Source organism: Methylosinus sp. PW1 (assembly GCF_000745215.1).
Classification (GTDB): domain Bacteria; phylum Pseudomonadota; class Alphaproteobacteria; order Rhizobiales; family Beijerinckiaceae; genus Methylosinus.
The window spans coordinates 166,669-179,861 of record NZ_JQNK01000002.1; the positions used below are offsets into that span (position 1 = coordinate 166,669).

Consider the following 13,193-nt stretch of genomic DNA (forward strand, 5'->3'; position numbering starts at 1 on the left):
ATATGACGCCGATCGGCCCGAGGAGCAAGGATTTTGAGCGAATGGCGTAGCCGAAGGTTAGCGCCGTCTTGCCGAAAGACGGCGCTCGGAACTGGTCAGCGAGCGGCCTCGGGGAGGCGACGCTTCCACCTTTCGCCGGCGCGCAGCTCTTTGTCGAGGACCCAGCGCAGCTGAATGGGGCGGCGGACGCGGCGGCCTTTCGGCTCGCTGTCAACGGCGGCAAGCCTTTCCACGGGGATTGGCCTTTCCACAGCGACCGGCATGGCGATCGGCGCTCGCGGCTGTACGGCGATGGCCGCCGGCGTGGGCGCGCGGCGTGGCGCTGCCGGAGCCGCTTCCGCCGTCTTGCGCGGACGGCCGGGGCGCGCGCGCGCCGGCGCTGGCGTCGCAGCTTCGATCTCGGCCTCGATCTTCGGCTCGACGGCTTTCTTCACGCCGCGCGGACGGCCGGGACCGCGGCGAACCGGCTCCTCCGGCTCTGGCTGCGGCGCGACGATCTCTATGAGGCTGGGAAGCACGCGGCCGGTCGTCGTCGTCGCGCCGGGCGTGGCTTCCGTCGTCACGGGCTCGGCCTTCTTGCCGAAGACGAGATCGGCCGCCTTCATCGCGGCTTCATAGCTGTCGTCGTGATGAACCTCGCGTTCCACGACTCGCGGCGCGAAGGTCGAAAGATCGAGAAATGCGGGCTTGGGATCGGGCGTCGCCTCGTCGAGCGGGCCGAGGCGACCCGCCGCCGCCTTGGCGGAGCGAGATTTGAATTCCTTGACGAAAGGGCGGACGATGCGGCGCATGGGTCTCCGGCGTCGATAGGGGCGAAACGACTTCCGTCGGACGATTGTTCGTCCGAATCGGTCGGCCGGCTCCGAGTTTTCCCAGGATGAACGGAAATTCCGAACACGGGTAGAGTGGGCGAATACTTAGCCGATGTCGAGCGAAAATGCCCGCGCGGTGACAAATTTGTTACTCTACCGCACGCGACGATAGATGCGGCGCGGCATATCTCTACTTTTTCGTGCGAATCACTTCGTGGGCGCGGCGCCGCCCAGACGTCCACGCCGCAGCGCAACCAAATGTGGGATTGAAGTCGTCCGCAGCGCCGCTAATTGCAGTGCGATATATGCAAAATCGGGAGCCGTATCATGGAGTCCTGCGAACAGCCGCTGGCGTCGATGACATTCTGCGAGGCGGTGAGCTGCGTATGGGCGAAGGGTGAAACCGCGCTCAACTCGGTGCTGCAGACGCCCGCCACCGCGAGCATAGGCGATTGGGCGCTGACGCTGCTCGTCGGGCTCGTCCTGCTCAATCTCGTCATAATGCTGTTCAGGGCGGCTTTCCCACGTCGCCGCTTCGACGAGCGCGTCCCGACCTCTCGGGCATGACGATCGAGGTCGTGGGAAGAGGTGAGCGGGCGGCCGAATTCGGCCTGGTGGAGCTGCGGGGAATCGAACCCCGGACCTCTGCAGTGCGATTGCAGCGCTCTCCCATCTGAGCTACAGCCCCGTTCCGAGGCGCTGGATACTTCGGCGCCTATCCGGCTGTCAATCCGCTCCGCGTCGAAATCGTTCCCCCGTCCGAAATGCCTGCGCCCGACGGCCGAGCCGGAGCTTTCCCGCTCGGGGCGGGCTCGGGACCGCGAGGCCGAGCGCGTCATGGCCGCGCCAGAGGCGCTCGGGGATTGCGGCGGCGGAGCAGGAAGGATAGAGAATTCTCACGAATTCGACCGTTGGAAGCGCAACGATGCAATATGCCGTAGCCAATCTCATCTTCACGATCATCGATCTCTATTGGTGGGTCGTCATTGCAATGGCGGTCATGTCCTGGCTCATCGCCTTCGATGTGGTGAACACCAGATCGCGTGTCGTCTACTCGCTGTGGAACGCGCTGAACGCGCTGACCGAGCCGGTGCTGCGGCCGATTCGCAGCGTGCTGCCGAGCCTGGGCGGAATGGACATCTCGCCCATCATCCTGCTGCTCGCGCTGCAATTCCTGCGCAATCTCGTCGCCGGCCAGCTCGGCGGCCTAGGCTGACATGACACAGGCCGCGGCCTGGAGCGCGGAGGGCGACGGAGTCGTTCTCTGGGTTCGGCTGACGCCCAAGGGCGGTCGCGACGCCGTGGAAGGCGTCGAGCGTCTCGCCGACGGCCGGGCGGTGCTCAAGGCCAGGGTGCGGGCGGCGCCCGAGGATGGGCGCGCCAATGACGCGCTGGTCGAACTTGTCGCCGAGACGATCGGCGCGCCGCGCAGAACCGTGTCGATCGCCTCCGGCCACACGGCGCGGCTGAAAAAGCTCTTCATCGCGGGCGATCCCGCACGGCTCCTCGCAGCGCTGGAGAAGACCGGCGCGACAAGAAATGGTTGAGGCATGAGCAAGTCGAAGGTCGGAAATTTTTTCGAGGATTTCTCGCTGGGTCAGGTGATCCGCCACGCCGCGCCGCGCACGGTGACGGCGGGCGACGTCGCGCTCTACACGGCGCTCTATCTGCCGCGCTTCGCCGTCCAATCCTCGGCGGCCTTCGCCCAGGCGATCGGCTATAGGGAAGCGCCGATCGACGATATTCTCGTCTTCCATTTCGTGCTCGGCAAGACCGTGCCGGACGTCTCGCTGAACGCCATCGCCAATCTCGGCTATGCGGATTTCAAATTTCTCGCGCCCGTCTATCCGGGCGACACGCTGACGGCGAGCTCCGAGGTCATCGGCCTCAAGGAGAACTCCAATAAGGAGACCGGCGTCGTCTATGTGCGTTCCACCGGCAAGAATCAGCGCGGCGAGACGGTGCTCGACTACGCCCGCTGGGTGATGGTGAAGAAGCGCGACAAGGACGCCCCCGTCGGGCCGGAGGTCGTGCCGACGCTGCCGAAATCCGTCGCCCCCGCCGATCTCGGCAAGGCCGTGCCGGCGATAAACGTCGCCGCCTATGACAAGGATTTGGCCGGCTCGCCCTATTTCTGGGGCGATTATGAAGTGGGCGAGAAGATCGACCATATCGACGGAATGACCGTGGAGGAGGCCGAGCATCAGATCGCCACGCGCCTCTACCAGAACAATTCCAAGGTCCATTTCAACCAATATTACGAGGCGCAGGGCCGTTTCGGCAAGCGCATCATCTATGGCGGGCATGTGATCTCGCTCGCCCGCGCGCTCTCTTTCAACGGTCTCGAGAACGCCTTTCACATCGCGGCGGTGAATGGCGGGCGCCATGTCAATCCGCTGTTCGCCGGCGGCACCGTCTTCGCTTGGTCGGAAGTGCTGGACAAGGCCGAGATTCCAGGCCGCTCGGATATTGGCGCGTTGCGCCTGCGGCTCGTCGCCACCAAGGACCACCCGCCGGCGGATTTCCCGCTGACGACGGCCGAGGGCAAGCCGCATCCGGACGTGCTGCTCGACCTCGACTATTGGGCGGTTCTGCCGCGCTGACGAAAAGGGGCGGCGGCCGGAGAACCGACCGCCGCTTTGTCTCTCCCCTGGGAGCGCAGTGGAGAGGTGTTGCTCAGTGGAGCGTCTTCAGCCATTCATCCACGTCTTTTTGAACGGCTTCCTTGCTTTTCCCGTAGCGTTTCTGCAATTCGCCTTCGAATTGGTCGCGCTTGCCCTGGATTCTGGTCAGATCGTCATCGGTCAAGTCGCCCCATTTCTCTTTGATCTTGCCCGTGGCCTGCTTCCAATTGCCTTGGATCTGGTTCCACTCCATCTTTTTTCTCCTCTGCTGGGGCGCGTCTATTTGCGAGCGCCGCAGGATCGGATGACAATTCTTGCCGATGGAGATGGTTCCATCGCCCTTCGCCGCGCTCGAGCGCGGCGCTATCTGTTCTCACATCGTGGAATGAAAGGTCGTGTCATGATTTCCAAAGCCTGGATTGCGCTCGCGCTGGCGCTGTGTCTCGCCGGCTCCTCGAGCCTCGCCGCGCCGCCCGCGGCGCAGAAAAAGGAGAGCGAGGAGGCGGCTGACCCATCGCAAGGCCTTCCGACCGAGGTCACGACCACTCATTCCATGTCGATTCGCGGAGAGAAGCTGGCCTTCCTCTCCCGCGCTGGCGCGGTGCGGCTGCGCGACGCTCAGAGCGGCGCGCCGCGCGTCGATGTGGCCTTCGTCTCCTATGAACGCTCCGACGTCGATGCGCTGGCCCGGCCTATCGCCTTCGTCTTCAATGGCGGGCCGGGCGCGGCTTCCGCCTGGCTCGGGCTCGGCGGCATCTCGCCCTGGCGCCTGTCGCTGGGCGCGGGGCCGCTGTCGCCCTCCGCGCCGCCCGTCGTCGTGGACAATGCGGAGAGCTGGCTGCCTTTCGTCGATCTCGTCTTCATCGATCCGCCGGGCACCGGCTACAGCAAATTCCTCACCGACAATGAGGAGACGCGAAAGCATTTCCTCTCCGCGCAGGGCGACGCCGAGTCGCTCGCGGTCGTGGTGCGCAAATGGCTGGCGACGCATCGGCGCATCGCTTCGCCGAAGTTTCTGGTCGGCGAGAGCTATGGCGGTTTTCGCGCCGTCGAGCTCGCCCATGCGCTGCGCGAGCGCGAGAGCATAGGCGTCGAAGGTCTGGTGCTGATCTCGCCGGCGCTGGATTTCGCCTGGCTGGACAGCCCGCGCAATCTTCTGTCGCTGGCGGGCCGCCTGCCGTCCTATGCGGCGGTGGCGCGCGACGCCAAGCAGCGCGCCGAGCTCGCCGATGTGGAGGCCTACGCCTCCGGCGAATTTCTCGTCGATCTGCTCAAAGGCCCGCGCGACAAGGAGGCTCTGGAGCGTCTCGACGCCAATGTCGCGCGCTTCACCGGGCTCGAATCCCGCATCGTTACGGAGGAGGGCGGCCGCGTTGCGCTGAAGACCTTTCTGCGCGATCGTCTGCGCGCCTCGCATCTCGTCTCCAGCGCCTATGACGGCGCGGTGACGGGCTTCGATCCGCGGCCTTTCTCGCGCGAGAGCGATTGGTCCGATCCTGTGCTCGACGCGCTCGCCGCGCCGCTCGGCGCCGCCATGACGCGGGTCACGATCGAGAAATTGCAATGGCCGATCGGCGATGCGCGTTATGAGATTCTCAACCACAAGGTCGCGCGCGACTGGGACTTCGGCCGCGGCGGCCGCGCCAATGCGGAGGCGGTCTCGACATTGCGCGACGAGCTCGCTCTCGACGCGCGTCTGAAGGTGCTCGTCGCCCATGGGCTCGCCGATCTGGTGACGCCTTATTATGCGAGCAAGCTGATCCTCGATCAGCTGCCCGCCTTCGGCGAGCCGACCCGCGTGCGGCTCGTGACCGTGCCCGGCGGACATATGTCCTATATCCGCGACGATTCCCGCCGTCTGCTGCGCGACGAGGCGCGCAAGACGATCGAAGGAAAATAAGCGTTTTCCGAGCGGGAAGGGCGGCGCCAGCGTCGCCGCCCGCGCGCGCGACAATAGGCTCGCCGCGCGCGCAATCGACGCGAGACGAGCGAGATAAGCTCACCCAATTCCAAAATGGAAATATTCCAATCAGCTGCTTTCAGACAATGTTCGAAAGGAGACAGACGCCTTTGTTGTAAGCATTCCAAGAATAGCGTTCTTGCAACATTTCCAGTCTGCGTATCCTTCGATTGACCCTGCCCCTAGCTGAAAATACTCATAGTGGAAGACCTTACCGGCTTTGCCGGATATGATTCCACGGGGGCAGGACAGAATGAACAACATCAAAGCGCCGTTTTCACTGCGCAGCCTTCGGCGCGGCTCATCCGCATCGGTCGCGCGCATCGACGGCCCGTCCGTGAAAGTACTGGGGGCGGCGGCGCTGCTTGCGGCGGGCGTCGGAGTCGCGACAGCGCAGGAGGCGTCACAGCCTCTGCCGGCGGTCCGTGTCGACGCGCCGAAGGAGAAGCCCAAGCCGGTTGTTCATGCGGCGCCCGCCGCCCATCAGGCCGCCAAGCCGCGCCGTGCGACGCGCGCTCCCTCGACGCAGCCCGCCGCTCCGCAAGCCGGGGCGCAAGGCGCCCAGAGCGCGCAGGCGGGGGCAGGGGGCGGCTCCGCGCCGGCCGACGCCAATCCCTATGCCGATCCCAAGGCGCCCTATAAGGCGGATCGCCTATCGTCCAACAAATTCACCCAGCCGCTGCTGAACACGCCGCGCACCGTGACCGTGCTCACCAAGGAAGTGCTCGAAGACAAGAACGCCTTCACGCTGAAGGAAATCGCGCGCAGCACGGCCGGCGTCACGCTCGGCTCGGGCGAGGGCGGCAACGCCTTCGGCGATCGCTTCTTCATCCGCGGCTTCGACGCCCGCAACGACATATTCGTCGACGGCGTGCGCGATCCGGGCGTCAGCTTGCGCGAGAATTTCTACACGGAGCAGGTGGAAATCCTGCGCGGTCCCGGCTCCAGCTTCGCCGGCCGGGGCACCGCCGGAGGCGCGTTGAATATTGTCACCAAGACGGCCAAGGAGCAGGACTTCTACGATATGAAGTTCACCGGCGGTCCGTCGGACAACTCCAAGCGCGTGCAGATCGACGTCAACAAGGCGATCAGCCCGATTCTCGCCGTGCGCGTGAACGGCCTGTTCCAGGACGCCAATGTCGCGGGACGCAATTACGTCGTCGATGATCGCGACGGCGTTTCGGGCTCTGTCGTTTTCAAGCCGATCGAGAATTTCACTCTGACGGCCAATTACACGCATTCCTACCAGAGCGGCCTGCCGGACTTCGGCATTCCCTACAACCGCACCACCAATCGGCCTTACGCGGAAGGCGTCACTTCGCGCAACACCTGGTATGGGCTGCTCAATCGTGACTTTCAGAAATATCGCCAGGACTTCGGCACCTTCACCGGCGAATATCGCGTCAGCGACGATCTGACGATCACCAGCCGGCTGCGCCAGAGCCGCTCGACGGTCGATTACATCGGCACGCTGACGCAGAGCGCGAACTGGGCCGCCGGCACGGTGAACATAGGCGCGCAGAGCCGCTATCAAGTGACCAATACGCTCGCGAGCCAGACCGATATAAATTACAAATTCGCCACCGGCCCGGTGAAGCATGAGGTCGTGCTCGGCGCCGAATATAGCCGGGAAGGGCTGACGCGAACCAATTACACCAATCTCTCGTCTGAGCTGAACGGAGGCGCTGTCGGCGGCGCGCTCGTGTGCAATCTCTATCTGCCGTGCAATTCTCTGCCGTTCCTCAACACGCCGACGCGCAATCAGAATGTGACGCGCGTCGCTGTGGACACCAAGGCGGGATATCTGATCGAGACGGCGAATTACGAGGACATCGTCATCGCCAACGCCGGCGTGCGCTTCGACGATTACACGATCACCAACCGCAACGAGGCCTATACGACCTTCGCGGCCAATCACTCGGCGCTGGTGAACTATAATTTCGGCCTCGTGCTGAAGCCTCTGCCGGAGGTGAGCCTTTATGCGGCCTATGCGACCTCGGCCAATCCTGTCGGCGCCGAGCTCGACGGCGGCGCGGCGAATTATGGCGGCCTCACCACCGCCGTGCAGATCTTCCCGCCGCAGCGCAATTACGCCAAGGAAATCGGCGTGAAATGGGAGCTTTTCGATCGCCATCTGCTCGCCACGGCGGCGCTGTTCCGCACCGATGTGACCGGCGCGCGCGAGGTGAACGGTTCGGTGACGACGGGCAACGCCGAATATTATGTGCAAGGCGCGGACATAGAGATCGCCGGCAATATCACCGACAAATGGAGCGTGACCGGCGGCGTCGTCATCATGGAGTCGAAGGTCGAGCAGTCGCAGATCAAGACCAATGTCGGCCTGCCGCTCGCCAATATCGCGCATGAATCCTTCAGCCTGCTGAGCAAATATCAGTTCGGCGACTTTTTCGGCCTCGAGGCGGATCGGCTCGAGTTCGGCGGGCAGGCGGTCTATCGCTCGAAGATCTATGGCGGCAACAATATCATCGCCAATGGCGCGACGGCGGTGAACGGCACGACGGGTTGGCCGGCGCCGACGGCGGCCAATCCCTTCGTGAATGTGCCGACCGTGCTGCCCTCTTATTGGCGCTTCGACGCCTTCCTCGAGGGCAAGGTCACGGAGAATATCACGCTCAAGGTCTCGGTCATGAATCTCTTCGACCGCACCTATTACGACGCCTTCTATCAGACGGCGACGCCCTTCACCCAGGTGGCGCCGGGCCGCACCGTGCTGTTCGAGGCGCGCGCCAAATTCTAAAAGACATATCGTCGCAGGCGCCGGCTCCCTTGGAAAAGTTTCAAACAAGGAGCCGGCGCCTTTTCATTGCGTCGCAAAAAATGGAATGTGCGGAAATGCTGATCTGCGTGCCGGACGTTCTGAGCAAGGAGACGGTCGCTCAATTCCGCAGCGTCATGGACGCGGCGGAATGGGAGGACGGCGCTTCCACCGCCGGCGCCCAGCCGCCCTCGGTGAAGAGCAATGAGCAGCTGCCGCCCAATGGCGAATTGTCGCGGCGCCTCGGCGAGCGCCTTTTGCAGGCGATCGTCTCGCATCCGGGCTTTGTCGCCGCGGCGATTCCGCTGCGCATCTATCCGCCCATGTTCAATCGCTATCGCGTCGGCCATCGCTTCGGCGTGCATGTGGACAATGCCGTGCGCGGCGATCCGCTGACCGGCTTGCGCATTCGCGCCGATCTCGCGGTCACTGTCTTTCTGTCCGAGCCCGAGGAGTATGACGGCGGCGAGCTCGTCGTCGACGACGCCTACGACTCTCATCAGGTGAAGCTTCCGGCCGGCGCGCTCGCTGTCTATCCGGCGAGCGATCTGCATATGGTGTCGCCAGTCACGCGCGGCGAGCGCGTCGCGTCATTCTTCTGGGCGCAGAGCATGATCCGCCAGGAGAGCGTGCGTGACGTGATCTATGATCTCGACACGGCGATCCAGCAGCTCGCGCCACGCCTCGGCGGAGACGACGAGGATGTGATGAAGCTCGGCGGCGTCTATCACAATCTCATACGCCATTGGAGCGAGGTATGAGGGTCGCGTCATGCTGATCTGCATACCCGATGTGCTCGATGCGCGGCAGGTCGCCTATTTTCGCGACGTGATGTCGCAGACCATGTGGGAAGACGGCCGCACGACCGCAGGTTCGCAATCGAGCCTGGTGAAGAATAATCTGCAGCTGCCGCAAGACGGCGCCATCGCCCGCGAATTGGGCGATCTCGTGCTCGATGCGCTCGCAGCCTGTCCGACGTTCGTCTCCGCCGCTCTGCCGCTGCGGATTTTCCCGCCGCTGTTCAATCGCTATGGCGCGGGGCATGATTTCGGACTGCATGTCGACAACGCCATTCGCGGCGTGCCGCGCACTTCGGTGCGCATTCGCACCGATCTCTCCGTCACGCTTTTTCTCGCCGATCCCGATGAATACGACGGCGGCGAGCTCGTCATCGAGGACCATTATGGCGCGCAGGAAGTGAAGCTGCCCGCCGGTCATCTGGTGCTCTATCCATCGACCAGCCTGCATCTCGTGCGAGAAGTGACGCGCGGCGAACGCGTCGCATCGTTCTTCTGGCTTCAAAGCATGATTCGCGACAACGTGGTACGTTCGTTGCTTTTTGATTTGGACCAGACGATTCAAGGTCTCACGGAACGGCTCGGCGCGGGCGATCCGGCCTGCGTCAAGCTGACAGGCGTCTATCACAATCTCATTCGCATATGGGCGGAAGCATGAAACGGTCATATCAGACGCTAGCGATTGCGGCCTCGTCTCTCCTCCTCTCGACATCTCTCTGTCTGGCCGAAGGGCGCGCGGACATCATCAATCGTCCGCATGATCTTTCTGTGTCGAGCATGTTCCTCAATGCCGACATCGTCGTGAAGATCGTCATGCTGGGCCTCGTCAGCGCCTCCATCGGCACATGGACTGTGCTCATCGCCAAGACGATCGAATTGCGGCGCGCGCGCGCGCGCATTCGCAGCTCGATCGAGCGTCTGCAGGAGGCGCGCGGCCTCGCGGAAGCGCGTCTCGCGCTCGGCGGCGACGATCCTCTGGCGAGCGCTCTGATCGCCGAGGCGCTGCGCGAGTTCCGCCTCTCTTCCGATCTCTCCTCCGCCGGCGGATTGAAGGAGCGCGTCGCTTCGAGCTTCGCCGAGATCGAGCGCGCCGAGAGCCTTTCCATTCGTCGCGGCACGGGGCTGCTCGCTTCGGTCGGCTCCACCGGCCCGTTCATCGGCCTGTTCGGCACGGTGTGGGGCATTATGAACAGCTTCATCGGCATATCGAAAGCGCAGACGACCAATCTCGCCGTCGTCGCGCCGGGCATCGCCGAGGCGCTGCTCGCCACCGCCATCGGCCTCATCGCCGCCATTCCCGCCGTGCTGATCTATAATCATCTCGCGCGCCAGACGAGCGCCTATCTCGAACTCGTCTCCAATCTCTCCGGCGAGCTGCTGCGCATCGTCTCGCGCGATCTCGATCGCGGCGTCCAGCAGGCGCCCGCCGCTCTGCGCGCTGCGGAGTAATCGTCATGGCCGGCAATATCGGAGGATCGCCGCGCGGCGCGCTCGAAGAGACTCACGAGATCAATGTCACGCCCTTCATCGACGTGATGCTCGTGCTGCTGATCATCTTCATGGTGGCGGCTCCGCTCGCCACTGTCGATCTTCCCGTCGATCTGCCGGCCGCGAGCGCGGCGACGCACACAAAGCCCGACAAGCCGATCTATCTCACCATTCAGGCCGATCTGGCGCTCGCTCTGGGCGAGACGCCGGTGAAGCGCAATGATCTCATCGCCTCGCTGGATTCGCTCGCCGGCGGCGACAAGGACAAGCGCGTCTTCCTGCGCGCCGACACGGCCGTGCCCTATGGCGAGATGATGGCCATTCTCGAGCGCTTGCGCTCCGGCGGCTACGCCAAGATCTCTCTCGTCGCGCTCGACGCCGGCGGGGCCGCGACGGGCGGAGCTGCGAAATGAGCATCGCCGCCGATCTCGACACGGGCCGAAACAATCGCATCTGGACCGGCGCGGCGCTGGCCGCGCTGGCCGCGCATCTTCTGGCGCTCGCCGCTATTTTCGTCGTCTTCGAGATCGAGACGGACGACGACGCCAGCGGCGCCCCGGCGATCGAGATCGGCCTCGCGCCCGCCGCGCCCCATGTCGAGGATTCGCCCGACGCTCCCCCCGGCCCGCAGGCCGATGAAGCCGCCGCCGCAGCGCCGGCCGTCGCCGCATCGCAGACCAAGGAAAACGACGATCCCAAAATCTCGCGCGTCGAGGCCGAGGACGCCGAATACACGACCGCCGAAAAGCATGAGAAGCCGGTCGAGGATCCGACCAAGCGTCAGGCGACGCCGGTGATCTCCGCGGAGTCGGCGGCGTCCGAGGCGGCCGCGCCGCCCAAGACCGATGCGCTCGCCGAGGCGCCGCGCGCCGTCGCTCCCGTCCAAGGCGCCGATAAGGTCGCGCGTGCGGCCAAGCTCACCTGGCAGAAGGCGCTGATGGCGCATATCAACCGCGCCAAGCGCTATCCGAGCGGGGCGGGGCGGCGCGCCGGCGAGGTCGCCGTCGCCTTCACGCTCGATCGGCTCGGCCATGTGGTGAGCGCCAGCGTCAGGCGCTCCGCCGGCGATCGCGTTTTCGACGACGCCGCCCTCGCCATGATGAAGCGCGCCGATCCGGTGCCGCCGCCGCCGCCCGCCGTGGCGGATGAGGGGCTCACCTTCGAGGTGCCGGTTCAGTTTCGCGCGGCGGATAAGCACTGACGGCGATCCGCCGCTTCGGCGGACATGCTAGACTTCGGCAGAGACTCCAACCGAAGGGACGGCATGACCGAGAGACGTTTTTCCCTGCATGACCTCTTACGCGTGAAGCCGCTGGAGACGCTCGCGGCGGAGTCCGGCAGGCCGAGCGAGCTGCGCCGCGTGCTGGGCCTGTGGCAGCTCACCAGCATCGGCCTCGGCGGGCTGATCGGCGTCGGCATATTCGTGCTGACCGGCGTGGTGGCGGCGACGCAGGCCGGGCCTGCGGTCTCGCTGTCCTTCCTCATCGCCGGCGTCGCCAGCGCGGCGGCGGCGCTCTGCTACGCCGAATTCGCCGGAATGATTCCGGCGGCGGGCAGCGCCTATACTTACGCCTATGCCGTGCTCGGCGAGCTCGCGGCCTGGATCATCGGCTGGGATCTGCTGCTCGAATATGCGCTCGTCGTCGCCGTGGTCTCCATCGGCTGGTCCGGCTATCTGCAAGCGCTGCTCGGCCAGCTCGGCCTCGCTCTGCCCGTCTGGGCCTCTGGCGCGGCCGGAACCGGCGAGGGCAGGGTCGTCGATCTCGCGGCGATATTGGGCGCGCTCTTCGTCGCCGGCGTGCTGGTGCTGCGCATCGAATGGGGCGCGCGCTTCAACGCCGTCATGGTGGTGGTCAAGACCGCTGCGGTTCTGCTCGTGGTGGCGGCCGGCCTGCCGCATGTGCGCCTCGAGAATTGGACGCCCTTCATGCCCTATGGCTTCGGCGGCGTCGTCGAGGGCGCGGCGGTCGTGTTCTTCGCCGTCTTCGGCTATGACACGCTGACGACGGCGGCCGAGGAGGCGAAGGACCCGCAACGCCAGCTGCCCCGCGCCGTGCTGCTCTCGCTCGCCGTCGCGCTCACGCTCTATGTGGCGGTGTCGCTCGTGCTCACCGGAATGGTGCGCTACGACACGCTGAACAATCCGGCGCCGGTGGCAGCGGCCTTCACCGCCGTCGGCTTGCCATGGGCGACCTTCGTCGTCTCGGTCGCCGCGGTCGCCGGCATCATCAGCGTCATGCTGGCGTTTCTGCTCGGCTGCGCGCGCATCTGCTTCGCCATGAGCCGCGACGGTCTGCTGCCGGCCTGGTTCTCGCACGCGCATCCGCGCTTCCATACGCCGCATCGCCCGACGCTCGTCATCGGCGCGCTGACGGCGATCGTCGCCGGGCTTTATCCGATCCGCGAGGTCGCCGAGCTCGTCAATATCGGAACGCTCTCGGCCTTCGTCGTCATCTGCCTGTCCGTCATCGTCATGCGGCGCACGCGGCCGGATGCGCCGCGCAGCTTTCGCACGCCGCTGGTGCCTTATGTTCCGCTCGTCGGCGTCGGCTTTTCCCTTTGGCTGCTCTCCAAGCTGCCCGCCGCGGCCTGGGAGCGTTTCGCCATTTGGATGGCTCTGGGGCTGATTTTCTATTTCTCCTACGGCCATAAGCGCAGCAAGCTCGCGCGCGCGGGCGCCGCCGGCGCACAATCGGCCGACGTGTAGCTTGAAAATCGGGAATGCGCGCTTCAGAT

At 64.9% G+C, this 13,193-nt stretch carries 14 protein-coding genes and 1 tRNA gene; 12 read left to right on the plus strand and 3 right to left on the minus strand.

What is annotated here, in order from left to right:
• Nucleotides 1-95 precede the first annotated feature (95 nt).
• Nucleotides 96-791, minus strand: a complete 696-nt coding sequence (locus K369_RS24345) for a hypothetical protein (RefSeq protein ID WP_051948677.1) — start codon at nt 789-791, stop codon at nt 96-98.
• Nucleotides 792-1,139: 348 nt separating this feature from the next.
• Here K369_RS24345 and K369_RS01230 point away from each other — a divergent pair, with 348 nt between their 5' ends.
• Nucleotides 1,140-1,379, plus strand: coding sequence for a hypothetical protein (locus K369_RS01230; protein WP_018265882.1), 240 nt, complete (start codon nt 1,140-1,142; stop codon nt 1,377-1,379).
• A gap of 45 nt (nt 1,380-1,424) precedes the next feature.
• Here the strand turns inward: K369_RS01230 and K369_RS01235 are convergent.
• Nucleotides 1,425-1,500: transfer RNA gene (locus K369_RS01235), tRNA-Ala, on the minus strand.
• A gap of 237 nt (nt 1,501-1,737) precedes the next feature.
• Here K369_RS01235 and K369_RS01240 point away from each other — a divergent pair.
• From K369_RS01240 to K369_RS01250, 3 genes are read left to right on the plus strand one after another with little or no spacing between them, the layout of a single operon-like run.
• Nucleotides 1,738-2,028, plus strand: coding sequence for a YggT family protein (locus tag K369_RS01240; RefSeq protein ID WP_036286620.1), 291 nt, complete (start codon nt 1,738-1,740; stop codon nt 2,026-2,028).
• A 1-nt stretch (nt 2,029) separates the two neighbouring features.
• On the plus strand, nt 2,030-2,359 hold the full coding sequence (locus K369_RS01245; protein WP_036286621.1) for a DUF167 family protein: 330 nt from the start codon (nt 2,030-2,032) through the stop codon (nt 2,357-2,359).
• Between the two features lie 3 nt (nt 2,360-2,362).
• Nucleotides 2,363-3,415 (plus strand): MaoC family dehydratase, encoded by a 1,053-nt coding sequence (locus K369_RS01250; RefSeq protein WP_036286622.1) that lies wholly within the window; start codon nt 2,363-2,365, stop codon nt 3,413-3,415.
• 73 nt (nt 3,416-3,488) lie between these two features.
• On the opposite strand, the gene K369_RS01255 is transcribed toward K369_RS01250, so the two are convergent.
• Nucleotides 3,489-3,689: a CsbD family protein gene (locus tag K369_RS01255; RefSeq protein ID WP_024879662.1), complete on the minus strand. Its 201-nt coding sequence runs from the start codon at nt 3,687-3,689 to the stop codon at nt 3,489-3,491.
• Nucleotides 3,690-3,836: 147 nt separating this feature from the next.
• Here K369_RS01255 and K369_RS01260 point away from each other — a divergent pair, with 147 nt between their 5' ends.
• The 8 genes from K369_RS01260 to K369_RS01295 all read left to right on the plus strand — a co-directional run bounded on the left by K369_RS01260 (nt 3,837) and on the right by K369_RS01295 (nt 13,164).
• Nucleotides 3,837-5,336, plus strand: coding sequence for a S10 family peptidase (locus K369_RS01260; protein WP_036287494.1), 1,500 nt, complete (start codon nt 3,837-3,839; stop codon nt 5,334-5,336).
• 313 nt (nt 5,337-5,649) lie between these two features.
• Complete coding sequence (locus tag K369_RS01265; protein WP_036286625.1) at nt 5,650-8,154, plus strand: TonB-dependent siderophore receptor; 2,505 nt, start codon at nt 5,650-5,652, stop codon at nt 8,152-8,154.
• A gap of 95 nt (nt 8,155-8,249) precedes the next feature.
• Nucleotides 8,250-8,933, plus strand: coding sequence for a Fe2+-dependent dioxygenase (locus K369_RS01270; RefSeq protein ID WP_036286627.1), 684 nt, complete (start codon nt 8,250-8,252; stop codon nt 8,931-8,933).
• Nucleotides 8,934-8,943: 10 nt separating this feature from the next.
• Entirely contained in the window at nt 8,944-9,627 is a 684-nt protein-coding gene (locus K369_RS01275; protein WP_036286629.1) for a Fe2+-dependent dioxygenase, read from the plus strand.
• A complete protein-coding gene (gene exbB / locus K369_RS01280; protein ID WP_064032330.1) occupies nt 9,624-10,418 on the plus strand; it encodes a tonB-system energizer ExbB in 795 nt (264 codons plus the stop codon). The genes K369_RS01275 and exbB overlap by 4 nt, the downstream gene beginning before the upstream one ends.
• Nucleotides 10,419-10,423: 5 nt before the next feature.
• On the plus strand, nt 10,424-10,870 hold the full coding sequence (gene exbD / locus K369_RS01285; RefSeq protein ID WP_036286631.1) for a TonB system transport protein ExbD: 447 nt from the start codon (nt 10,424-10,426) through the stop codon (nt 10,868-10,870).
• On the plus strand, nt 10,867-11,658 hold the full coding sequence (locus K369_RS01290) for an energy transducer TonB (RefSeq protein ID WP_036286633.1): 792 nt from the start codon (nt 10,867-10,869) through the stop codon (nt 11,656-11,658). The genes exbD and K369_RS01290 overlap by 4 nt, the downstream gene beginning before the upstream one ends.
• A gap of 63 nt (nt 11,659-11,721) precedes the next feature.
• Nucleotides 11,722-13,164: an amino acid permease gene (locus tag K369_RS01295; protein WP_036286636.1), complete on the plus strand. Its 1,443-nt coding sequence runs from the start codon at nt 11,722-11,724 to the stop codon at nt 13,162-13,164.
• Nucleotides 13,165-13,193: the final 29 nt, after the last annotated feature.

What these genes read in the sequence shown, in the direction of transcription:
- exbD (WP_036286631.1), top strand. Translation starts at nt 10,424, where the DNA reads ATGGCCGGCAATATCGGAGGATCGCCGCGCGGCGCGCTCGAAGAGACT.
- K369_RS01250 (WP_036286622.1), top strand. Translation starts at nt 2,363, where the DNA reads ATGAGCAAGTCGAAGGTCGGAAATTTTTTCGAGGATTTCTCGCTGGGT.
- K369_RS01245 (WP_036286621.1), top strand. Translation starts at nt 2,030, where the DNA reads ATGACACAGGCCGCGGCCTGGAGCGCGGAGGGCGACGGAGTCGTTCTC.
- K369_RS01230 (WP_018265882.1), top strand. Translation starts at nt 1,140, where the DNA reads ATGGAGTCCTGCGAACAGCCGCTGGCGTCGATGACATTCTGCGAGGCG.
- K369_RS24345 (WP_051948677.1), bottom strand. Translation starts at nt 791, where the DNA reads ATGCGCCGCATCGTCCGCCCTTTCGTCAAGGAATTCAAATCTCGCTCC.
- K369_RS01275 (WP_036286629.1), top strand. Translation starts at nt 8,944, where the DNA reads ATGCTGATCTGCATACCCGATGTGCTCGATGCGCGGCAGGTCGCCTAT.
- exbB (WP_064032330.1), top strand. Translation starts at nt 9,624, where the DNA reads ATGAAACGGTCATATCAGACGCTAGCGATTGCGGCCTCGTCTCTCCTC.
- K369_RS01295 (WP_036286636.1), top strand. Translation starts at nt 11,722, where the DNA reads ATGACCGAGAGACGTTTTTCCCTGCATGACCTCTTACGCGTGAAGCCG.
- K369_RS01255 (WP_024879662.1), bottom strand. Translation starts at nt 3,689, where the DNA reads ATGGAGTGGAACCAGATCCAAGGCAATTGGAAGCAGGCCACGGGCAAG.
- K369_RS01265 (WP_036286625.1), top strand. Translation starts at nt 5,650, where the DNA reads ATGAACAACATCAAAGCGCCGTTTTCACTGCGCAGCCTTCGGCGCGGC.
- K369_RS01290 (WP_036286633.1), top strand. Translation starts at nt 10,867, where the DNA reads ATGAGCATCGCCGCCGATCTCGACACGGGCCGAAACAATCGCATCTGG.
- K369_RS01270 (WP_036286627.1), top strand. Translation starts at nt 8,250, where the DNA reads ATGCTGATCTGCGTGCCGGACGTTCTGAGCAAGGAGACGGTCGCTCAA.
- K369_RS01260 (WP_036287494.1), top strand. Translation starts at nt 3,837, where the DNA reads ATGATTTCCAAAGCCTGGATTGCGCTCGCGCTGGCGCTGTGTCTCGCC.
- K369_RS01240 (WP_036286620.1), top strand. Translation starts at nt 1,738, where the DNA reads ATGCAATATGCCGTAGCCAATCTCATCTTCACGATCATCGATCTCTAT.